The sequence below is a fragment of the Corynebacterium aurimucosum genome (assembly GCF_046895345.1).
GTDB lineage: Bacteria > Actinomycetota > Actinomycetes > Mycobacteriales > Mycobacteriaceae > Corynebacterium > Corynebacterium aurimucosum_G.
This window is the reverse complement of sequence record NZ_CP160096.1, coordinates 1,043,283-1,062,710: the sequence shown is the minus strand read 5'-3', so window position 1 is coordinate 1,062,710 and position 19,428 is coordinate 1,043,283. Positions and strand designations below refer to the sequence as shown.

22 protein-coding genes are annotated in these 19,428 nt (G+C 60.2%); 10 read left to right on the top strand and 12 right to left on the bottom strand.

Annotated elements, in window-relative coordinates; translation table 11 throughout:
• Positions 1-310: 310 nt before the first annotated feature.
• Both ABZS45_RS05170 and ABZS45_RS05165 read left to right on the top strand, forming a co-directional pair.
• Positions 311-856, top strand: a complete 546-nt coding sequence (locus ABZS45_RS05170) for a hypothetical protein (protein WP_412100930.1) — start codon at positions 311-313, stop codon at positions 854-856.
• Positions 857-1,239: 383 nt separating this feature from the next.
• Positions 1,240-2,394 (top strand): glycoside hydrolase family 25 protein, encoded by a 1,155-nt coding sequence (locus tag ABZS45_RS05165; RefSeq protein ID WP_412100929.1) that lies wholly within the window; start codon positions 1,240-1,242, stop codon positions 2,392-2,394.
• Here ABZS45_RS05165 and ABZS45_RS05160 read toward each other — a convergent pair.
• Positions 2,391-3,233 carry a spermidine synthase gene (locus tag ABZS45_RS05160; RefSeq protein ID WP_412100928.1) on the bottom strand — a complete coding sequence of 281 codons (843 nt, stop codon included), beginning with the start codon at positions 3,231-3,233 and terminating at the stop codon, positions 2,391-2,393. The two genes, ABZS45_RS05165 and ABZS45_RS05160, sit on opposite strands and share 4 nt — an antisense overlap.
• A 104-nt stretch (positions 3,234-3,337) precedes the next feature.
• Here ABZS45_RS05160 and mnmA point away from each other — a divergent pair, with 104 nt between their 5' ends.
• Together mnmA and ABZS45_RS05150 are read left to right on the top strand one after the other, a co-directional pair.
• Positions 3,338-4,423 (top strand): tRNA 2-thiouridine(34) synthase MnmA, encoded by a 1,086-nt coding sequence (mnmA, locus tag ABZS45_RS05155; protein WP_412100927.1) that lies wholly within the window; start codon positions 3,338-3,340, stop codon positions 4,421-4,423.
• Positions 4,424-5,332: a methionine synthase gene (locus tag ABZS45_RS05150; protein WP_412100926.1), complete on the top strand. Its 909-nt coding sequence runs from the start codon at positions 4,424-4,426 to the stop codon at positions 5,330-5,332.
• An 8-nt stretch (positions 5,333-5,340) separates the two neighbouring features.
• On the opposite strand, the gene ABZS45_RS05145 is transcribed toward ABZS45_RS05150, so the two are convergent.
• The 10 genes from ABZS45_RS05145 to ABZS45_RS05100 form a co-directional block, all read right to left on the bottom strand.
• A complete protein-coding gene (locus tag ABZS45_RS05145) occupies positions 5,341-6,471 on the bottom strand; it encodes an AAA family ATPase (RefSeq protein WP_412100925.1) in 1,131 nt (376 codons plus the stop codon).
• Positions 6,472-6,543: 72 nt separating this feature from the next.
• On the bottom strand, positions 6,544-6,939 hold the full coding sequence (locus ABZS45_RS05140) for a type II toxin-antitoxin system VapC family toxin (RefSeq protein WP_412100924.1): 396 nt from the start codon (positions 6,937-6,939) through the stop codon (positions 6,544-6,546).
• Positions 6,936-7,184 carry a FitA-like ribbon-helix-helix domain-containing protein gene (locus tag ABZS45_RS05135; RefSeq protein WP_412100923.1) on the bottom strand — a complete coding sequence of 83 codons (249 nt, stop codon included), beginning with the start codon at positions 7,182-7,184 and terminating at the stop codon, positions 6,936-6,938. Before ABZS45_RS05135 ends, ABZS45_RS05140 begins: the two co-directional genes overlap by 4 nt.
• A gap of 45 nt (positions 7,185-7,229) precedes the next feature.
• A complete protein-coding gene (locus ABZS45_RS05130; RefSeq protein ID WP_412100922.1) occupies positions 7,230-7,409 on the bottom strand; it encodes a hypothetical protein in 180 nt (59 codons plus the stop codon).
• A gap of 339 nt (positions 7,410-7,748) precedes the next feature.
• Positions 7,749-8,348 (bottom strand): cadmium resistance transporter, encoded by a 600-nt coding sequence (locus ABZS45_RS05125; RefSeq protein ID WP_412100921.1) that lies wholly within the window; start codon positions 8,346-8,348, stop codon positions 7,749-7,751.
• Positions 8,345-8,704: a Cd(II)/Pb(II)-sensing metalloregulatory transcriptional regulator CmtR gene (gene cmtR, locus ABZS45_RS05120; protein ID WP_092147900.1), complete on the bottom strand. Its 360-nt coding sequence runs from the start codon at positions 8,702-8,704 to the stop codon at positions 8,345-8,347. Before cmtR ends, ABZS45_RS05125 begins: the two co-directional genes overlap by 4 nt.
• Positions 8,705-9,145: 441 nt before the next feature.
• Positions 9,146-9,409, bottom strand: a complete 264-nt coding sequence (locus ABZS45_RS05115) for a hypothetical protein (protein ID WP_412100920.1) — start codon at positions 9,407-9,409, stop codon at positions 9,146-9,148.
• 9 nt (positions 9,410-9,418) lie between these two features.
• Positions 9,419-10,417, bottom strand: coding sequence for a serine hydrolase domain-containing protein (locus tag ABZS45_RS05110; protein WP_412100919.1), 999 nt, complete (start codon positions 10,415-10,417; stop codon positions 9,419-9,421).
• Positions 10,417-10,944 (bottom strand): ArsR/SmtB family transcription factor, encoded by a 528-nt coding sequence (locus tag ABZS45_RS05105; RefSeq protein WP_412100918.1) that lies wholly within the window; start codon positions 10,942-10,944, stop codon positions 10,417-10,419. Before ABZS45_RS05105 ends, ABZS45_RS05110 begins: the two co-directional genes overlap by 1 nt.
• A gap of 48 nt (positions 10,945-10,992) precedes the next feature.
• Positions 10,993-11,664 (bottom strand): 3'-5' exonuclease, encoded by a 672-nt coding sequence (locus ABZS45_RS05100; protein ID WP_412100917.1) that lies wholly within the window; start codon positions 11,662-11,664, stop codon positions 10,993-10,995.
• Between the two features lie 145 nt (positions 11,665-11,809).
• Between ABZS45_RS05100 and ABZS45_RS05095 the strand changes: the two genes are divergently transcribed.
• From ABZS45_RS05095 to ABZS45_RS05080, 4 genes are read left to right on the top strand one after another with little or no spacing between them, the layout of a single operon-like run.
• Complete coding sequence (locus ABZS45_RS05095) at positions 11,810-13,069, top strand: ATP-binding protein (protein WP_412100916.1); 1,260 nt, start codon at positions 11,810-11,812, stop codon at positions 13,067-13,069.
• Between the two features lie 53 nt (positions 13,070-13,122).
• On the top strand, positions 13,123-15,147 hold the full coding sequence (ligA, locus tag ABZS45_RS05090; protein WP_412100915.1) for an NAD-dependent DNA ligase LigA: 2,025 nt from the start codon (positions 13,123-13,125) through the stop codon (positions 15,145-15,147).
• Positions 15,144-15,914: an HAD family hydrolase gene (locus tag ABZS45_RS05085; RefSeq protein ID WP_412100914.1), complete on the top strand. Its 771-nt coding sequence runs from the start codon at positions 15,144-15,146 to the stop codon at positions 15,912-15,914. The genes ligA and ABZS45_RS05085 overlap by 4 nt, the downstream gene beginning before the upstream one ends.
• A complete protein-coding gene (locus ABZS45_RS05080; RefSeq protein ID WP_412100913.1) occupies positions 15,911-16,669 on the top strand; it encodes an HAD hydrolase family protein in 759 nt (252 codons plus the stop codon). The genes ABZS45_RS05085 and ABZS45_RS05080 overlap by 4 nt, the downstream gene beginning before the upstream one ends.
• Positions 16,670-16,675: 6 nt before the next feature.
• Here the strand turns inward: ABZS45_RS05080 and ABZS45_RS05075 are convergent, their stop codons facing one another.
• Positions 16,676-17,335: an amino acid-binding ACT domain protein gene (locus ABZS45_RS05075; protein ID WP_412100912.1), complete on the bottom strand. Its 660-nt coding sequence runs from the start codon at positions 17,333-17,335 to the stop codon at positions 16,676-16,678.
• Positions 17,336-17,538: 203 nt separating this feature from the next.
• Between ABZS45_RS05075 and gatC the strand changes: the two genes are divergently transcribed.
• Both gatC and gatA read left to right on the top strand, forming a co-directional pair.
• Positions 17,539-17,841 carry an Asp-tRNA(Asn)/Glu-tRNA(Gln) amidotransferase subunit GatC gene (gene gatC, locus ABZS45_RS05070; RefSeq protein ID WP_412100911.1) on the top strand — a complete coding sequence of 101 codons (303 nt, stop codon included), beginning with the start codon at positions 17,539-17,541 and terminating at the stop codon, positions 17,839-17,841.
• A 2-nt stretch (positions 17,842-17,843) separates the two neighbouring features.
• A complete protein-coding gene (gene gatA, locus ABZS45_RS05065) occupies positions 17,844-19,328 on the top strand; it encodes an Asp-tRNA(Asn)/Glu-tRNA(Gln) amidotransferase subunit GatA (RefSeq protein WP_412100910.1) in 1,485 nt (494 codons plus the stop codon).
• The last annotated feature ends 100 nt before the right edge of the window (positions 19,329-19,428 follow it).

The following is a 19,428-nucleotide window of genomic DNA, read 5'->3' as shown; positions in this document are numbered from 1 at the left end:
TAGGCCGTCAGGTTTCTTCCTCCTAGTCGATGGTTAATCCGGTACGAAAGCGTTGTCCGACGTCGCCACCGACCGCGATCTCTTGCGGAGGAATCCGGTGGACTCGTGGCCGTCGCCCTACAGCTTGGAGGGCATGGTGGCGGCGGGGCGTCGAAAAGCATGCCTAAGTTGTACCCGACGCTCGGGCGACGTACCCCGATTCGACGCTGGTTGAAAACTACCTGTTGTGCTTTCACGCAACCCGTCTTATTCTGGGCGCAACGATTGGTTCAGACTCGCGGAGCCTAGTCAGCAATTACTGGAGATACTGATGACTTCCTCAATAACGTTGACCTCGCATGAAGGTGCTCAGTTCGCTTTACCGTTTGGCGAAGGGACTATCCGTTTCGGTGACAATGCTGAGCAGGTGGTAGCGGTCCTCGGGGAGCCGGAGAATCACCCGAGTGAAAGCCCCTTGTACTACTCCCAAGCAAATATTCAGGTTCACATCGGTGACAACGGTGTCGAGTTCATTGAGTTCGCAACCAACCCTGAAAAAGACGGTGTCACGGTGGAATGGGAAGGCCATACCCTCTCCCACATGAACGCCATCGAATGCGCCGAGCTGTTGAAGAGGCTCAACGACGGGGCTCGGCTTGACGATGATCAAGCTCCAGAGTCTTATGCTTTCGAGAAACTGGGGCTTAGCGTATGGCAACCGTACGCGCTTGCCGATGCTCTCGAGGAACTCGAGGAAGAGCGAGCTGGGGGCGCCGAGGGTGACGAACTCGAGTACTTTGAAGAAGAAGCCAAGATGGCAGAGTGCTTTGACGCGATCGGCCTGGGTTCTCGCGACTACATGAACCAGTACTTCTAGGCTCGCCTTTCTCCAGACCCGCGCCACGCTTCGCGGAGACGAGCGAGAGCGTAACAAATTATTGCCTCACCCGACATCGAACATACGGTTCCAGTGCGGGAACCCAATCTTGCGCTCGAGCACCTCTTGTCACGCGTCAAGCGAAATGAGCGACCACACGTCGTCGGGGGTGAGCTCGAAAGAGTAGCGGTGGGGGGCGTCGCCAAGCACTGCCCAAGTACTAGCAGTTGTAGCACGCGACAACGCAAGCCAGTGGCCCCTGCCTGTGAAGTGGGTGTGGTGGGGCCGGTGAGGGCACGTTGCGTAAGAAATGTGACAAACGAGTTGAATGTTGCGCGTGTTGCATCTGTGACTGATGTTGTTGAAACGGTAGTGTGGCGCGCATGAGCCATGTACGTCGCCTTGTTACCGCCGCCGTTACCGCAGTAGCGGCCGTTGCTTTATCCGTTTCCACTGCTGTTGCCATCCCGTCCTACGCACCTTCCGGTGTGGATGTCTCTGGCAATAACCACATGTCCCTGCGTGGGATCGACTGGGACGCCGTGAAGTCCGACGGCCAGTCCTATGCCTTTGTGAAGGCCACCGAGGGTGTTGGGTTTGTCAACAATCACTTCGTGCGCGATGCCAATGCCGCAGCAGCGGCTGGCTTGAAGGTCGGCGCTTACCACTACGCGCGCCCGGCTGGCGATGCCAAGCAGCAGGCGGCCAGTTTTGCCTCCCAAATCGCGCTGGTGCCGACGCAGACCCTGCCGCCGGTGCTCGACATCGAGGTTGATGAGGGCCTGAGCGCTAAGCAGCTGGAGGAGTGGATTGACACCTTCATGAAGGAGGTGAAGTCCCTGACCGGGCGCACGCCGATGCTGTACACCTACAAGTACTTCTGGATGGGCCAGATGGGTAATACCACGCGTTTCTCCGAGTACCCGCTGTGGTTGGCGGCCTACCAGGACACCGCGCCGGACCCGGTCGGTGGCTGGGACAAGCTGGCCTTCTGGCAGCGCTCGGGTTCTGGTCGCGTGGCCGGTATTGAGACCGATGTGGACATGAACCTCTTTAACGGTACTGAAGCCCAGCTGCACTCCTTCTCCGGTGGTAACTACATTGACTTCGGTGGCATCTTGAATGACCTGGTTATCCCAGGCGTGGACCTTGGTGATGACGCCGGCGTGCTGATTGCCGGAATCCTGGCCCTAGCAGCGGGCGCGGTAGCCGTTCCTGCCGTAGCGGATGCTGCGAAGGATGCGGGGTTGGACGTGGATCCGACCGGGCTTATCAAGCAGGCGGAGAAGCTGCTCAACACTGGCGCTATTAGCACCGACGACCTCAAGGACATGTCCAATAACGACGCCAGTATCGGTGACCTGGCCATCTTCTTGGATAACGCGCAGCACCTGCAGGACGTCGACGCTGATAACCTAAGCCAGCAGGATGTGGAAACTGCCGACCGCGCCGCGCGCAGTGCAGGCCACGCCGCAGGTGTGTCTATCCCGGCCATTGACTCCAAGCAGGTAGCAGACCTGCTCAATAGCCTGCGTTAATCACTTCCGGGAGCCGGGGTATCGCGCCGCGGAGTCGCGCCCTTAAAAAAGCGGCGGGTCCACGACTCGTCGCGAAAGTGTGCGGGCACCGCACCGGAGAGTAACGGCTTGGCCAGGGCAGCGGCTTCGGGGGAGCCGTCTGCGGGTAGCTCGGTGTCTGAGCCGATGAGGATGATGTTGCCGTAGCGCCGGCCTTTGAGCATGGGAGGGTCGGCGATAACCGCGACGTGTGCGAAGACTTCTGCCATCCCGGCCAGTTCGGCCTTCGCACCTTGGAGATCGGAATGGTCACCGCAGTTGGCCACGTAGAGGCCACCAGGGGACAAGGTAGCGTGGGCGTGCTGGAAAAATTCTTGGGTGGTGAGAGGCTTCGGGGTTGTATCACCCGCGAAGACGTCTCGGATGATGACGTCGAAGCGGTTCGGCGGGAAGCCCTCAGTGACTGCGCGTGCCTCGCCGGCACGGATTTTCACGCGGGGTGCTGCCGGGATATCGGCCAGCTCACGAATGAGCTCGGCAAGCTTCGCGTCGAGTTCGACCACAGTGTTGTGGGAATCCGGCCACAGGTCAGCGAAGTAGCGTGGTAGCGAGCAGCCGCCACCGCCTAGGTGGAGTAGGCGTTTGCCGGGTGCGAGATTCTCCACCGCGGCAGCGATCCAGCGCATGTACTCGAACTCCAGGGTGCGCGGCTCATCGGGGATGAGATGTGAGGAAGGCACGCCGTTGACGTTGAGGATGAATGCGCCGTCGCGGAAAGGATCCGGCTCGACGACGAGCTCGCCAGTGGATATCTCATAGGTTCCTGCGATGGAGTTGGTGGTGTTGCGCTTTCTGCCCATAGTGCCTCTTAGCTTAGGGAATAGGCTGCGTGGTTCGCGTGTTGGGGTATGAGGTACACCGCGACTAGCCTTGGTGGACAACAAAGCAACGAGAAGGGGAGAGCATGCGAGTACTGGTAGCCATGTCCGGCGGCGTCGATTCCTCAGTCGCCGCTGCGCGTGCGGTGGAAGCAGGCCATGACGTCATCGGCGTGCACTTGGCCCTGCACAAGGATGCGCAGCAGACCCGTGAGAAGGCACGCGGATGCTGCTCCCTCGAGGATTCCGCCGATGCCCGGCGTATCTGCGACAAGCTCGGCATTCCCTTCTATGTATGGGACTTCTCCGAGGAGTTCAAGGAAGCCGTCATCGGGGATTTCGTGGACTCCTACGCCCGCGGTGAGACCCCGAATCCGTGCTTGCGCTGTAATGAGAAGATCAAGTTCGCAGCCTTGCTGCGCAAGGGCATGGCGCTGGGCTTCGATGCAGTCGCCACAGGCCACTACGCCACCATCGACTCTGATGGCTACATGCGCCGCTCCCTGGATGAGAACAAGGACCAGTCCTATGTGCTGGGGGTTATCACCAAGGAGGAACTCGACCATTGCTTCTTCCCCATCGGGGATACTCCGAAGCCGCAAATCCGCGAAGAGGCCAAGCGCCACGGATTCTCCACTGCGTCCAAGCCTGATTCTTATGACATCTGCTTCATCCCGGACGGCAATACCCAGGCCTTCCTGGGCCGTTCCATTGGTCTGCGCCCCGGCATGATCGTGGATACTGAGGGCAATGAGCTCAAGGAACACGACGGCGCGTGGAACTACACTATCGGCCAGCGCAAGGGCTTGGACATCAAGACGCCGACTGCCGACGGCTCCCCGCGCTACGTCACCGACATCGATGCCGCTACCGGCACCGTCACCGTGGGATCGCGCGCGGACTTGGCCGTGACCCGCATTGAGGCGGACCGCCTGAAATACTTGCACCCGGCGATGGAGGGTGACTTCGATTGCGAGGTGCAGGTGCGTGCCCACGGCTCCGTCGTTCCCTGCCGCGCCCACGTGGACCGCGAGGCTGACCGCATGACGCTGGAGCTTAACGAGCCACTCTCCGGTGTAGCACGCGGCCAGGCCGCGGTGCTCTACTTGCCGAGCCCGGATGAACTGGGTGATATTGTGCTCGGTTCCGGCACCATCTGCGGGACTGAGTAGATGACGGGATTCGCTCTTGGCCCCATGCCCGGTACCTCCATTGCGGAGGCCGCAGACATCATCATGGGGGAGACGGAGCTGCCCGCTATTCCACAGCTGCCCGAGCGTGGGTTGGGCTCTGATTCGGTGGGCCGCACGGTGAGCATGCTGGAGGCTATCTCCATTGACCGCGGCCCGCGTGCGTGGCGCATGACGGCGCGCCCGCAGCTTCTCACGCGCCGCACGTGGGACCGCTTGGAGCGCGACCTCGACGAGGTCCAAGAGGTCTGGGGCGAGACCGTGCCGCGCGTCAAGGTGCAGGCACTTGGCCCCTGGTCGCTCGCGGCGAGCATTGAGCTTTCCGACGGCCACCGCGTCCTCACCGACCGCGGCGCCTTCAACGAGCTGGCCGAGTCTCTGCTTCATGGTGTCCACACCCACGCCGCGGATGTCGCGCGCCGCTTCCACGGGGATGTCGTCGTCCAACTCGACGAGCCCTTGCTTGCTGACGTTGTGGCCGGGCGCATTCCTGGCACCACCGACTTCGACACGATCCCTGCTGTTCCCGACGAGGTCGCGCTTGATCTCCTGCAGTCCTTCGACGCGGATTACCTGCACGCCCCGCCGCTCTGGTCGGTGGCGCGTGCCGCGAGGGCTTTCCTCACGGATCTTCGCGGTCTAGACACCCCGCGCCACCTCGACGGCCTGGGTGAGCATTTGAATGCCGGCCACCGCATCGGGCTGGGCATTGACGGTTCCGATGCTCGAGCGGAGGCCATCGCGTTGGCCCGTCACCTCGACCGCATCGGTATGCCACGCGAACTCCTCGTCGATCATTTCGACGTCTACCCAGTCAAGGCTTCCGCTAGAACCCTGCGCTCAGTATCCGAGACCGCCGACATTCTTACCCGCGATGCCGGTGACCTTTAACCCAGCTTCTAATCGACTCGTCCCAGGCTGTCCGTAGCGGTGAAGTAGGCCTCCATATACGGGATGACGAACTGGAGCCTGCCGTGGGCGGTGGGTTCGATGAGGTCGGCGTCGATAAGCCTTTGGCGTGTGGCCGATAGTGAACGCACCGTCCGGTCCTGGTGCGCCGCAATGTTCTTGATTTCCGCCGTGCCGTCCTCCATGACTGCGCTCATCGCTTCGAGGAAGAGCCGCTGCGCCGGCGGAAGCGTCAGGGTAGCGGGCTGGTGGACTTGGGCCCCTAGAACTGAGATCGCCTCGGCTGACACCGCCGCGACGTCACGTTCCTCGATGCGGCTGCCGCCCTCACGCTGCGCCTTTCCCCAAGCCAGTGAACCCACTAGCTGCACCATGTAGGGGTAGCCGCGGGACAGTCGCACCGCAGCCGCTACAGCATCGTCGGTGAACTCGAGCCCCGACTGCGCGGCGGTCTCGGTGAACGCTACCTCGGCATTAGCAGGGGAGAGCGGCCCCAGAACGAACTTCTGCGCGCGGCGCAGGAAGGTGACACCCGGCAGATCCAGCAGGCGGTTGACTCCCTGTGGAAGGCCCGCAGCCACAATAGCGACGTCGAGCTCATCGCGCACTAGGTCTTGGTACGCCACGGCGAGGGAGGTGAGGTCCTCCGCGTCGGCGTCTTGTACCTCGTCGATAGTCAGCAGCACGCCTGAGTCTTTGAGCAGACCTAAAAGTTCGCGCAGGCGGGTGTTGAGCGTGGGTTTATAGGCTTCCTCGCTGTTGTGCTGGATGCCGATGGTTGCCAAGCCACCGATACCCACTCGGTTGACTTTGTGTTTGTCTGCTGGAGCCAGCTTGTCCATAATGCGCGGGATGGTGGTATCGACCAGTTCCTCCACCATGGAGCTGCGTCCCGAGGCTCGCAGGGTAATCCACCCGCGACTAGCGGCGATATCTTCGAGTTCGTTCAGGAGCACCGTCTTGCCGATACCGCGGGCGCCGCTAATGATAAGCGAGCGGCCAGGCGTTCCCGGCTGGGAGTCAAGCGCAGCCCGAAAGGTGTCGAGCACTGCCGTGCGCCCGACCCAAAAGAGTGGTGGCACGCCGAAGGTGGGGCGGAAGGGGTTCTCATGTGGGGACATAGTGCCCATCGTAGCGCAATGGGAGATTTGGGAGACTTTATAAAGAACGGAGATTTGGGAGACTTTTGACGGTTAAGGCAAGCTGTCCAAGTCAATCGAGTCGGGCCACGCGGCCATGAGGCGAGTGTCTCGACTAACGAGAGGAGCTTCGAAGATGTTGGACACTGCTACATAGGCCGAATCATAGATAGAGAAGGTGCGTCGACGGCTCCAAACGTGGTTGGCGATGTCACCGACGCTTATCAACTCAATGTTGAATTCCATGACATCGTTGGCCAGAAAACTTGCCGTAGCGCTGTCGATTGCCTCTGCTCGCTCCAACCTTTTCAACACGTTGAGGCACTCCAAAGGCATGTGGCTCGGGGCAATAAAATCGGCCTCGGGGTAAGCAGTGATAAGCCGTTGAAGCGCATCGCGTTTCAAGAGGAACTCGATCGCTGCTGAGGCATCGATGACTAACAGCGTCATGAAGCGTCCCGTGCTTCACGTATTGCGGCCACCACGTCAAAGTCCTTCTTGAGTTCAATGGGTTCACGCTGCGAGAGCTCTTCCAACTTTTCTTCCAAGGTTGGGCGAGAAGCAACCTTTTCAAGGGTCTCTCGCAGGTAGCTAGAGAGGGAAATGCCCTTACGGTCGGCGCGCTTTTTGAGAATGTTGACGACGTCAGCATCGACATCACGGATCTGAACATTGATGGCTTTCGGGTTTGTCATACCCGCCATAATAGTGCATGCAATATGCATGCACAATGGATAACCTTAGGAACTTTTTGCCTCGCCGGCCCGCCAGGCCACCGCGGCGGCGTACACAGCACATGCGGCGACGAGGCCATACCACCAGAAGAAGTGGAGGCCGTCATACCAGGGCATGGCAAGTCCGATAACGGCGACGGCGAGGGAATCGTTGTTGACGAAGGCGGCGCGTTTGGGGGCTTTCACGAAACCACTCCAATCTTTTTACGAAACCTCCTGCCAGCCAAAAAATAGCCGCGAACGAAAAAATGACCCACTCCCTTCGTTTGGAGGGGTCATTTTTTCTTGGTCTCAACGTCGTTTTAGGTCCAATTTCGGCTCTCGCCCACGACCTCTAGGCCACGGGCTTCGTCCTCGTTGTTGAGGGCCAGCCGGTGGTGGCTTCGTTCGCTGGGTGGCGGGGTCTTGTAGCGCTCCATGGCGGTCTTGTTGCTGCGATCGCGCAGGACTGGCTGCGGGTAGTTGTTGGGGTCTGAACCGAGAGGGGTGCGCCCGGTCGGGGCCGTTTGGAACGCAGTTGCTACGTCAGAGCCCGAAGGCTCCGCCGCTGACGAGGATCGCTATGCCGAGGCCGATGAGAACGATGGGAAAGAGGATGTGCTCCCAGCGTTCGAGCACTTCCGCGATCGGGGGGCGGGTAGCGACGTACTTTGCCAGGGCCACCAGGACCGCAACGAGCGCGAGGAAGATAACGCAGTAGGCGACTACTGCGAGAGGTTCCACGCTGAGGAATACAGGGGTGTAGACGCCGATGTTGTCGCCACCGTTGGCAAAGGTGACGCCTGCGACTGTCCCCACGCCGACCTTCTTGCCGGCAACCTTGGCCTCGTCGTCATCGTCGTCGTCTCCGCGCCAGGCCTGCCATGCGGCCCAGAGGCCGAGGCACAGAGGGATGAGACCGAAGTACGGGATGGCTGTCGAGGGCAGGAATGCTCCGGCGCCCATGGTCACTAGAACCGCGGCACCGAGGATGCCGGCGAATCCGAGGTACTGGCCGGCCAGAATGCGGGCGGTGGTGCCGCGCTGGCCTGCCCCTCGCGCGAAGAAGAGGGAGAGCACGATGATGTCGTCGATGTTGGTAGCTGCGAACAGGCCTATCGCCTGCAAGGCCGAGGTGAGGATCATGCGTCCTCCCCAGCTGCGTAGCACCCGGGAAGCGAGCAGGCGGGATCGATGCACGGGGCGTCTTCGTCTACTGCCAAGGTGGCATCGACCAATGTAGTCAGCGCCTGTGCCAGGTGCGGATCGGCGATCTCGTATCGCGTCCGACGCCCCTCGGGCTCGGAGACGACAATCCCACAATCGCGCAAGCATGCGAGGTGATTCGACACATTCGAGCGTGTCAGGTCCAGATCTCGGGACAGTTCCGCCGGGTAAGCGGGGTGGTCGAGCAGAGTCAAGATGATCCGGGATCGAGTGGGGTCGGCCAGTGCACGACCCAGACGGTTCATCACGTCGAGACGAGAAGCAATAGTCAGCATGCGCTGAACTATACAGTGCTCGCTGAACTAGTCAAGTTCCGGGTAGCGTTGCAGCTGTGTGCGCTGCTCAAGAGGCAGTGGAAGTAGCAGAGATGGCAGAGATTCCGGCAAAGTTGCGAAAGCAGCGTCGCCAGCTCGAGATTCAAGTGGCGCACGAGCCTGGCGTAGTTCGCGAGATCCGTTTTGAGGGCCCAAGCAATGACCCGAACGGGACAAAACTCGATGACCTCATCATCTTGAACTGGGAAGGCTCGAACAAACTTATCTACCTCATCCGCAGCCTTGACTCGATTCCCGTTTGCAGCGGGGACACTTCAGGGTCCGACGACGGTTCGCGCCGCCAGCGCGCTTCTGAAGGGTGGCAGTTACGGTGGGGGCGACGTTATGGATGTGGACCGTGCGGGGAGCGGGGGCAGTCATACCGTCAGTTTGCGGGAGGGCTTAGATTGTGTTTGCGGGCTTCGAGTCCATAGCCCGCCAAGCCACCGCGCCGGCGTACAGCGCACATGCGGCGACGAGGCCGTACCACCAGAAGAAGTGGAGACCGTCATTCCAGGGCAAGGAGTTTCCGATGACGATTAGAACGAGGGCCGTAATCGCTACGGAAATAGCGCGATAGACCGTCTTTCCTGGGGTGGTGAAGGCCTTCCATGCCGACCGAAGGAGAGATGCAATGATAATGATCATGCTGAGGGGGAGCAACATGGTGACTCCTTAGGATACGAGCTTGTCGAAAAGAGCTTGGGCCAGGTCTTCGGTGCCGGCGAGGGAATCGTTGTTGGCGAAGGCGGCACGCCTAGTGTCCGGATCGATGATGAGCATCGTGGAATAGCCATAGGTGCCGCCGTTGTGCCAGAACCCAGGTTTGTCTTCGCTGGGCGGCTGCCAGCCGTAGGCGGTATCGCCGTTGTCCATGAACCACTCGGCGAACTTGGCCATGTCACTTGCCGTGGAGCGGATCGCTCCCGCGGGTGCGGAGCCTTCCATCTCCCACGGCTCAGCGTGGCGGCCGGTGGGGGTGAGGCCGCGTGGGGCGCCGTCAGGCACAGAGCCCGGTGTCATGAGGTAGGTTTCCGTCATACCGGCTGGCTCGAAGATGCGTTCTTTGAGCATCTGCTCATAAGGCTGCCCAGCGACGGTCTCCAGAATGTGTCCTAGGAGGCCATATCCAAGGTTGGAATAGGACTCTTTCCCGCGGTCTTCCAGCTTAGACCTCGTGGCGGCTGCCATAATGTCGTGGACGGTTTCGCCCTCGTAGGGGTTTGCTCCGGTGATGACAGAAACGAGGTTGCTGAGGAAGTTCGTGCTGGCCGTGGGTGGCAAGCCTGAGGTGTGGTCGAGCAATTCTCGGACAGTGACATCAGCGACGGGCGAACCACCGACGTTGAGGACCTCGCCCACAGTGGTGTCGGGGCTAAGCCTTCCCTCCTTGACGAGCTGATGGGCAAGCTCGCCGGTGAGCATCTTGGTCACCGAGCCGATTTCGACTTCGGTGTGTTCGTCGTTGCCCAGACCCGCGAACGTAACCTTGCCATCGTGGAGGGTGAAGACAGTGAGGTTGTGGAAGCCGGTTTCGGAGTGTTCTTTCAGCTGGGGGGATAGGGTATTATCGCCGGTCTCGTCTTGAGCCAGGGCTATTCTTCGTGGACCTGCGGCAAGGAGGACTGCGGCAACAGCAATGGCGGTAATGGATGCTAAGACAATCTGGCGCATTAGTGAGCCTCGCTTGCGGTGATGATGGTGAGCAATGGGATAACGCGGGCGGGGCGAATGGAGTACTCGCCGCTCGTCTTTGTGGTCCAGCCGGCGTTGGTTAAGGCACTGAGATGGTGATAGGCGGTGCCAGTGGAGGTAACAATTCCTTCCTCGACGAGCTCAGCGGCGGTAGCAGGGGCGGCGAGAAGGCGGCGCAGCATGTCACCGCGGATGGGGTGTGCAAGGGCGGAAAGGCGTTCGAGGTTTTCCGTCCACTCTTCGTCGCTGACGAAGTGAGTGGGGCGTTGCCATTGATAGGCATAAGTGCGCTTGCCGACGTTGATGTTTCCTCCGAAGATGACGGAGCCATCGGGAAGCTGATCGTTGGGCGCGAGGGCGTCAACGAGCCAGTAGGTCGAATTTTCTGTGGTTGGTTGGGTGGCGGCCGGTGAAGCGGGGTCGGTGTTTTCGGCGCTGGCGCGTCCCTCAAGCGCGGCGACGCGCGCTTCAAGTTCGGCAAGGCGTGCTTCGACTGTTATTTCCATGTGTTCTAGAATTCCAGAACTCTAGAACACTGGCAAGGGGAGTAGGGCTTAAGAAATCATCGGCCATGCGGTAGAGACGTCCGAGGCATCGCGCCCGCGGCCCTCCAAGTACTTCTTGAAGGACTCGCGGTCCTTGTACCACTCCACGGCCTGGTATTCCATGAGCTCGTTGGTATCCATCTGTGCTAGCTCGGGGAAGTGCTGGCGCACCTGCTTCCAGGCCACGCGGGCGGCCGCCAAAGCGTCGGCAGTCGCCTCATGTGCGTTGCTCAACTCCACGCCGTAGTGTGCGGAAACCTCTCCCAAGGTGCGCTTGCCTTTGCGCCACTTGTCCTTAACACGATCGATGACGAAAGGATCGAACACCGGACCGTTGACCGTGAAGTCCCCGGTCAACGCGCGCAGGACGGAGAGATCGTAGGCGGCGTTGTAGACAATGAGCGTGAGCCCCTCCTCCCAGGCCTGATAGATGGAATCGACCGTTTCCTTGAGCACCTCCTCGTGCGGGCGACCCTCCGCGCGGGCCTTCTCGGTAGTGATTCCGTGGATCTTGGCGGCTTCCTCGGGGATTTCCACGCCGGGGTCAGCGAGCATTTCCCGCTTGTCCACTTCGCGCCCGTCGATACGCACCAGGGCGGAGGTGACGATGCGGGCTTCTTTGGGCTTTACGGAGGTGGTCTCAAGGTCGAAGGAGAGCATGCGGGTGGCGTCGAAGTTCATGGACAACACTCTAGCGCCCGGCTCGGACATGCACTGTGGAAGTACTGCAGAATGACGGACAAACCTTTGCAGAATGACGATCTAACCCTTGCAGAATGACGGACGAACTCTTGCAGAATGACCAACTGCAGGTAGAGTGCTATTTATGGAACGGTATATTAGGCGCGGCATGGAAGGTTTTGCCCGAGAAGCATTGACCTTCTCACCCGTTGTCCACGTCACGGGCGCGCGGCAGGTTGGCAAGTCGACGTTGACAAGGCATCTCGGCCTTGAACGTGCGGTGTATGTAACGCTGGATGATCCTGCTGCTCTCTCACTAGCGGAAGAAGATCCGACGACCTTTGTGCAGCAAGGTGGTGACGCAACGCTGATTATCGATGAGATTCAGCGGCTTCCCGAGCTCACACTGCCGTTAAAGGCTGAAGTGGATAGGAACCGCCGGCCAGGTCGATTTATCATTACTGGTTCATCAGATTTTGCTCGGGGCGTGGGTAGGAAGGATTCTCTGGCAGGAAGAATTATTGACCTCCATTTGCACCCACTGAGCCAACAAGAGATTTGTGAAACGGTCAGTGACGGAGCATTTGTGGATAGGCTCGATGATCTTGTCGGGTTGCCTGTGCGTTCTGTTCCTACGGAACAAGTAGATCGAGCTGGCTTGGTGGACAAAGTGCTCAAAGGCGGCTATCCGGTTGCATTAGATCTGCAAGATCGGATGCGCCGAGCTTGGTACGAGTCTTATGTATCACATGTGACGGTGATTGAAGAAACCCTATCCCGGGAAAGCGCACAGCCGGGGAGGCTGCAATCGCTGTTGCGTCTACTCGCAGCGCATCAGGCGGGAGAGTTGGTCCCGGCGAAACTCGCACGTGAAGCGGAAATCCCAGCGTCCACTGTTCGCTCCTACCTCGATACTTTGTCAAGGCTGTTTCTTTCCTCGCAAGTGAAAGCGTGGAAATCAAATCTGACTTCGAGAGAGATCTCCAAACCTAAAAGTTGGGTCACTGACTCGGGTTTGGCTTCCTGGCTAGCAGGGCAAACTCGAGACATGCTCATGAATCCTCTGGTGCAGTCGCACTTAGGGCATTTGGTCGAAGGGTTTGTTCTTCAAGAGCTTTCTGCCCAGCAGGGTTGGGCAGAAAACCAGCATCAGCTTCTTCACTGGCGTGATAGTGCCGGGATGGAAGCGGATGTTGTCATCGAATTCGCGGACAATAGCATCGCTGCGCTTGAGATTAAATCCGGTGCGACAGTCAAGGCAGGACAGGTTCGGCATCTGCGTGCGCTAAGCGAGAAACTAGGGCCCCGTTTCCGTGGCGGATTTGTCTTGGCCCCGATTTCCTATGTGCAGCCCTTGGGGGACAAACTATGGGCGTTACCGATGTCATATCTGTGGCGTGGATAGGGCGTTTGGCCAGCTACATGCTATGTCCGGCGGCCCCGCTACACTAGTGACTCGTGAGTGAAGCAGTAGATATCCAACGCGAATGGTCCGAGCTTGCCCAGGAAGTGCGCAAGCACCGCGAGTTGTACTACAACGGTGAGCCGTCGATTCCGGATGCGGACTTTGACGCGCTCTTCCAGCGTTTGTTAGCGCTGGAGGCAGAGCACCCGGAGCTGCAGACCCCGGATTCGCCTACCCAGCAGGTAGGCGCAGCCCCGGAGGGCGCTGTAGATATCGAGCACCTGGAACGCCTGTACAGCTTGGACAATGTCTTCAGTACGGATGAGCTGCAGGACTGGCTGGACCGCACCCCGGCCGAGGCGTATTTGACCGAGCTGAAGATTGATGGCCTGTCCATTGACTTGGTCTACCGCGAGGGCAAGCTCGCCACGGCCGCCACGCGCGGTGATGGTCGTGTGGGCGAGGACATCACTGCCAATGCGCGCGTCATTCCTGATATTCCACACGAGCTGACAGGAACCGAAGAATATCCGGTGCCCTCCCTGGTGGAAGTTCGCGGCGAAGTGTACATGCGCCCGGATGAGTTTGAAGAGATCAACGCAGCGCGCCGCGAAGACGGCAAGCCCACCTTTGCCAACCCCCGTAATGCGGCTGCCGGCGGGCTGCGCATGAAGGACCCAGAGGACGTCAAGAAGCGCCGACTCCACATGGTTTGCCACGGCATTGGTGCACGTGAGGGGTTCCAGCCCACCTCGCAGCACGATGCTTACAAGGCCCTGGAGGCTTGGGGCTTCCCGGTTTCTCCCTATACCCAGCGGGTAACCACCGCTAAAGAGGTTCAGGAGCGCGTGACCTATTGGGAGGAGCACCGCCACGACGCCTACTTTGAGATGGATGGGCTCGTCATCAAAGTCGATGACCTGGCCAGCCAGCGCGCCTTGGGCGCGACCTCCCGCGCGCCGCGATGGGCAATTGCCTACAAGTACCCACCAGAAGAGGTGACCACCAAGCTGCTCAACATCGAGGTCGGCGTGGGACGTACCGGACGCGTGACGCCTTTCGCCATTATGGAGCCGGTCTTCGTTTCTGGTTCGACGGTGTCCATGGCCACCCTGCACAACCAATTCGAGGTTAAGAACAAGAACGTTCTCATCGGGGACACCATCATCATCCGCAAGGCCGGAGAGATCATCCCCGAGGTCTTAGGCCCCGTCCTGGACAAACGCGATGGCAGCGAGACCGAATGGGTCTTCCCGGAGAATTGCCCTGCCTGCGGCACGAAGCTGGCGCCACAGAAAGAAGGCGACCAAGACTGGCGTTGCCCGAATACACGCAGCTGCCCGGCCCAGCTAGCTGCGCGCCTGGAATACCTCGCTTCCCGCAAGGCGCTCGATATTGGCGAGCTGGGGGAGAAGGCAGCCGCGGATCTGATATCCTCCGACGTGCTCAAGGATGAGGCGGACCTCTTCGATCTTGATGAAGAAGCACTCCTCAAATCCTCGGTTTATACCACCCAGAAGGGTGCGCTCAATGCCTCCGGCAAGAAGCTGCTGGAGAATCTCAAGACGGCCCGTCAGGCTGAGTTCTGGCGAGTGCTGGTAGCGCTGTCTATCCGCCACGTTGGCCCCATCGCGGCGCGTGCGCTAGCCACCCGCTTTGGTTCCATGGAGGCGCTGCGCGCGGCATCGGTGGAGGAGCTGGCAGATACCGATGGAGTGGGCAGCATCATCGCGGAATCATTCAAGCAATGGTTCGAGGTGGACTGGCACGACAACATCGTGCAGAGGTGGACCGCCGCTGGGGTCACCATGGAAGAAGAAGTCAGCGATAAACCGGCGCAAACGCTTGAAGGCATCACCGTCGTGGTGACCGGTACCTTGGAGAACTTCACCCGCGATTCCGCCAAGGAAGCCATCATCACCCGTGGCGGAAAGGCGTCCGGTTCGGTGTCCAAGAAGACGAACTACGTCGTGGTTGGAGAGAATGCCGGATCCAAGGAACAGAAAGCCCGCGATCTGGGGCTGACCATCTTGGATGAGGAGGGCTTTAACCGGCTTCTCGAGACGGGCGGGGCATGAAGCTAGCCGCCTTCGACTTGGATGGCACCATCTACTTTGACGGGCACATGCCCGACGAGGTGCCGGAAGCGATTGCTCGGTGGCGCGCTGCGGGCAATCTTGCGGTCGTGGCCACGGGTAAATCGCCCCACTCGGCGCGGCGTGCCCTTGAGCCCTTTGGCATCGAGTTCGACTATTACTTGCTATGCAATGGCACCGTTATCATGGATGGCTCCTATGAACTGCTCTATGAAAGCCACGTGCCGCCAGAGGTAGTCCGCGCTGTATATGAGCGGGTTCGCGATATTCCGGCATTGGATCTTTACTGCACGCGCCTGGAAGGTCCGGATGGGCACCTCGTCCGCAACGTGGCCGGTGTGCACAACCCCATCATCAGCGAGCCTGTACCGGTCGCGCCCGAGCGCATCGAGGAAGAAGTCTTTCCCCTCGTCGCTGCGTGGACTCCGGACGATCCAAGCCTGCAGAAAGAGATCGCGCAATGGGTCACGGACCGCTTTCCGGTAGGTACCGCGATGAACCGCAACTTCTTCGACATCATGCCGCCCGGCCACGACAAGGCTTTTGCCTTGACCTGGCTGCTTCACCACCTAGACGTTGAGCGCTCTGACATTGAGCTCATCACCTTCGGGGACGGGCACAATGACTTACCCATGCATGCGCTTGCCGACGTCTCCCTCACCTTCCCCTGGGCGCAACCCGAAATCCAGAAGGCGTGCACTGCGGTGGTGGACTCGGCCGCGAAAGGTCTAATAGACTGCGGGGCATGAAGATTGCGGCTTTGGACATGGATGGCACCGTTTACGTCAACGAAGACATAACTGAGGCCACACAACAAGCCATCGCTGAGTGGCGCGCCGCTGGCAACCTCGCGATCTCCGCGACGGGCAAGTCCATCGCCAATGCGCGCAACACCCTTGAGCCATTCGGGGTGGAGCTGGACTACCACGTGCTCTACAACGGCACCGTCATCACAGACGGCGATTACTCCGTCCTCCACGAGGAGCACTTGCCTAGTGATATCGTCCAAGCCGTCATCGACCGTTTCACTGGGCTGCCATTGAATATCTACCTCACAGGCTTGTCTGGAGCCGACCAGGTGGTGTGGGATGGGCTGGCTGGCCGTGAATCTTCGATGGTGGCGAATACGGAAGTGGTGGATCCGGGGGACGTCGCCAAGCGCAGCACCGTTCTCATGTCCCTGTGGATTCCGGGCGGCGCCGAGTTGCGCCGCGAAGTCGACGAGTGGGTCCGTGCGAATTGTGCAGTCGAGTCATCCTTCAACTGCGACTTCTACGACATCATGCCGCCTGGACACAATAAGGGCGAGGGGTTGACGCGGCTGCTTGGACACCTCGGCCACGAAGGAGCTGAACTCTACGCCTTCGGCGATAGCTTCAACGATCTCTCGATGCATTCCATCGCTACCGAGTCCTTCACGTTCCCAGGAACACACATCACCGACGAGGTAGACCACGTGGTTCCTGACGTCGCCGCGGGCCTCAGCTTATTGCTCGATCGCTAGGTCGAGCTAGGTGAGGAAGGCCCCCAAGATGGCGCCCAAGTCACCCAAGTGCTCGACCTCGGAAGCGAGATAATCGGGCCCGCCAACGCGGCCCATCACCACGACATAGTTCGTGCCTACGAGGGGAGCGGCCGCCAGTGCGGATTCGATGAGGGTCCACGACTCCGGGATCCACGTGTCCTTCTCCGGATTGAGCACGCGGGCGGAGGTGATGTTGAGGTCGGTGGGGATCGAGCCATCGTCGGCAGGCGCGGCGTCAGAGGCGGCAATGCGGCTGATCTTCTCATCGTTCGCAATGACGATGGCCCAATTGGAGGTCAGTGCCTTGGGAATGGCGGCGCAGACTTCCTTCATCGCGGCGGTTACGTTGCGCTGCGAGGCAACCTTTGCCAGCACATGGATCTGCCCGCGGCGGTCAACGCGGCCGCTGAACGGACGGATGGAATCAATTTCTACGCCTTCCACGGCCTGGGCTGCCGTGATGATCTCATCCGCCATGGTTGTCTGGGGAAGATCTAAGACAATGTCGTCCATGACCGTCCCGTCGGGGAAGTTTTCTACGATGTCGACGGAGCGGATATTGGCCTCGATGCTGCCCATCGCGTTGGCAAGAAGGCCAAGGTTGCCGGGGGTGTCAGGGAGAAGGACACGGACGAGGTACGACATATCGTTCTTTCTAGGGGAGCTAAGCGGTTAAGCAAGGGATAATAGGTTCTACTAACCCAATCGATGGTACCCAAGGTATCGAATACTATTCAATAGTATTGAGTATCACTTAGGGGAGGAGTGGTGGTGGCATGGCATCGGCCGTGCAGTACCATGGGGGCCTAGCTATCAACCGTCTCAATGAATAAAAGGATGGAGTTCGCGTGTCTGATATTTCGCGTGACGAGGTCGCGCACTTGGCAAAGCTGTCGCGATTGGCCCTGAGCGAGGAAGAACTGAAACAGTTCGCCGCGCAGATCGACGAAATCGTGGATTCCGTGTCCGCGGTTGGCAAGGTCGGGGCTGAAGGTGTGGAGCCGATGTCGCACCCGCACTCCGTACATGCCCCAATGCGCGAGGACGTTGTCGTGCGAACCCTCACTGCCGAGCAGGCCTTGGACCAGGCCCCCGCAGCTGATGAAGACCGCTTCATGGTTCCGCAGATTCTGGGTGGAGGAGACGAATAAGAATGGCACAATTCATTGCGCCCACCGAGGGCATTACCGCGCTGACCGCCGCCGAACTGGCTGAGAAGATCCACTCCCGTGAGCTCACCTCCCGCGAAGTTACTCAGGCATTCTTGGATCGCATCGCGGAGACCGATGGCGAGCTCAACGCTTTCCTGCATGTTGGCGCCGAGGAAGCACTGGCGGCTGCCGACGCCGTCGACAAGTCCCTCGACGCTGGCGAAGAGCCGGCTTCCGCGTTGGCCGGTGTGCCGCTGGCCCTCAAGGACCTGCTGGTGACTACCGACGCCCCCACGACCGCTGCCTCCAAGATGCTGGAGGGCTGGGTGTCACCTTATGACGCTACGCTGGTGACCAAGCTGCGCGAGGCCGGCATTCCGATCTTGGGTAAGACGAACCTCGATGAGTTCGCGATGGGTTCTTCCAACGAGAACTCCGCCTATGGCCCGGCTCACAATCCGTATGACACCGAGCGCACCCCGGGTGGTTCCGGTGGTGGAACCGCGGCGGCCCTCGCGTCTGGTCAGGCTCCGCTGGGTATCGGTACTGACACCGGCGGCTCGATCCGTCAGCCGGCCGCTCTGACCAACACCGTGGGCGTGAAGCCGACGTATGGCACGGTGTCTCGCTATGGCCTCATCGCTGCTGCAAGCTCCTTGGACCAGGCGGGCCCGACCGCGCGCACAGTCCTCGATACCGCGTTGCTGCACGAAATCATTGCCGGCCACGACTCCTTCGACGCGACTTCTGTGGACAAGCCGGTTGCTCCGGTAGTAGCGGCCGCCAAGGAAGGCGCCAACGGAGACCTTTCCGGCGTCAAGGTCGGCCTGATTAAGCAGTTCGAGCGCGACGGCTGGCAGCCGGGTGTGATGGAGGCCTACCACGCCGCGGTTGAACAGCTGAAGTCTCAGGGCGCAGAGATCATTGAGGTTGACTGCCCGCACTTCGATGACGCTCTCGCGGCGTACTACCTAATCATGCCGTGTGAGGTCTCCTCCAACCTGGCCCGCTTCGACGGCATGCGCTACGGCCTGCGCGTCGGCGATGATGGAACCCACTCCGCTGAAGAGGTCATGTCCCTGTCGCGTGCGGCTGGTTTCGGGCCGGAGGTCAAGCGCCGCATCATGCTGGGTACCTACGCACTGTCCGTCGGCTACTACGACGCCTACTACCTCCAAGCGCAGCGTGTACGTACCCTCATCGCCCAGGACTTTGAGCGCGCTTTCGAGCAGGTCGACGTCCTTGTTTCCCCAACCACCCCGACCACGGCCTTCAAGCTGGGGGAGAAGGTTGAGGATCCGATGGAGATGTACAACTTCGACCTCTGCACCCTGCCGCTGAACCTTGCCGGCGTGTGCGGCATGTCTGTGCCCTCCGGCTTGGCGTCCGACACTAACCTGCCGACCGGCCTGCAGATCATGGCACCGGCGTTCAAGGATGACCGCCTGTACAAGGTAGGCGCTGCCTACGAAGCGGGACGCAAGTAGCCCGCCGAACCGTATCTGGTAGCGCGCCTGAGCCGGTGATCTTTCACGGAAACGTGGGAGGTCGCCGGCGCTCGTCGTTTTATTCGACGGTGCCAGGCCT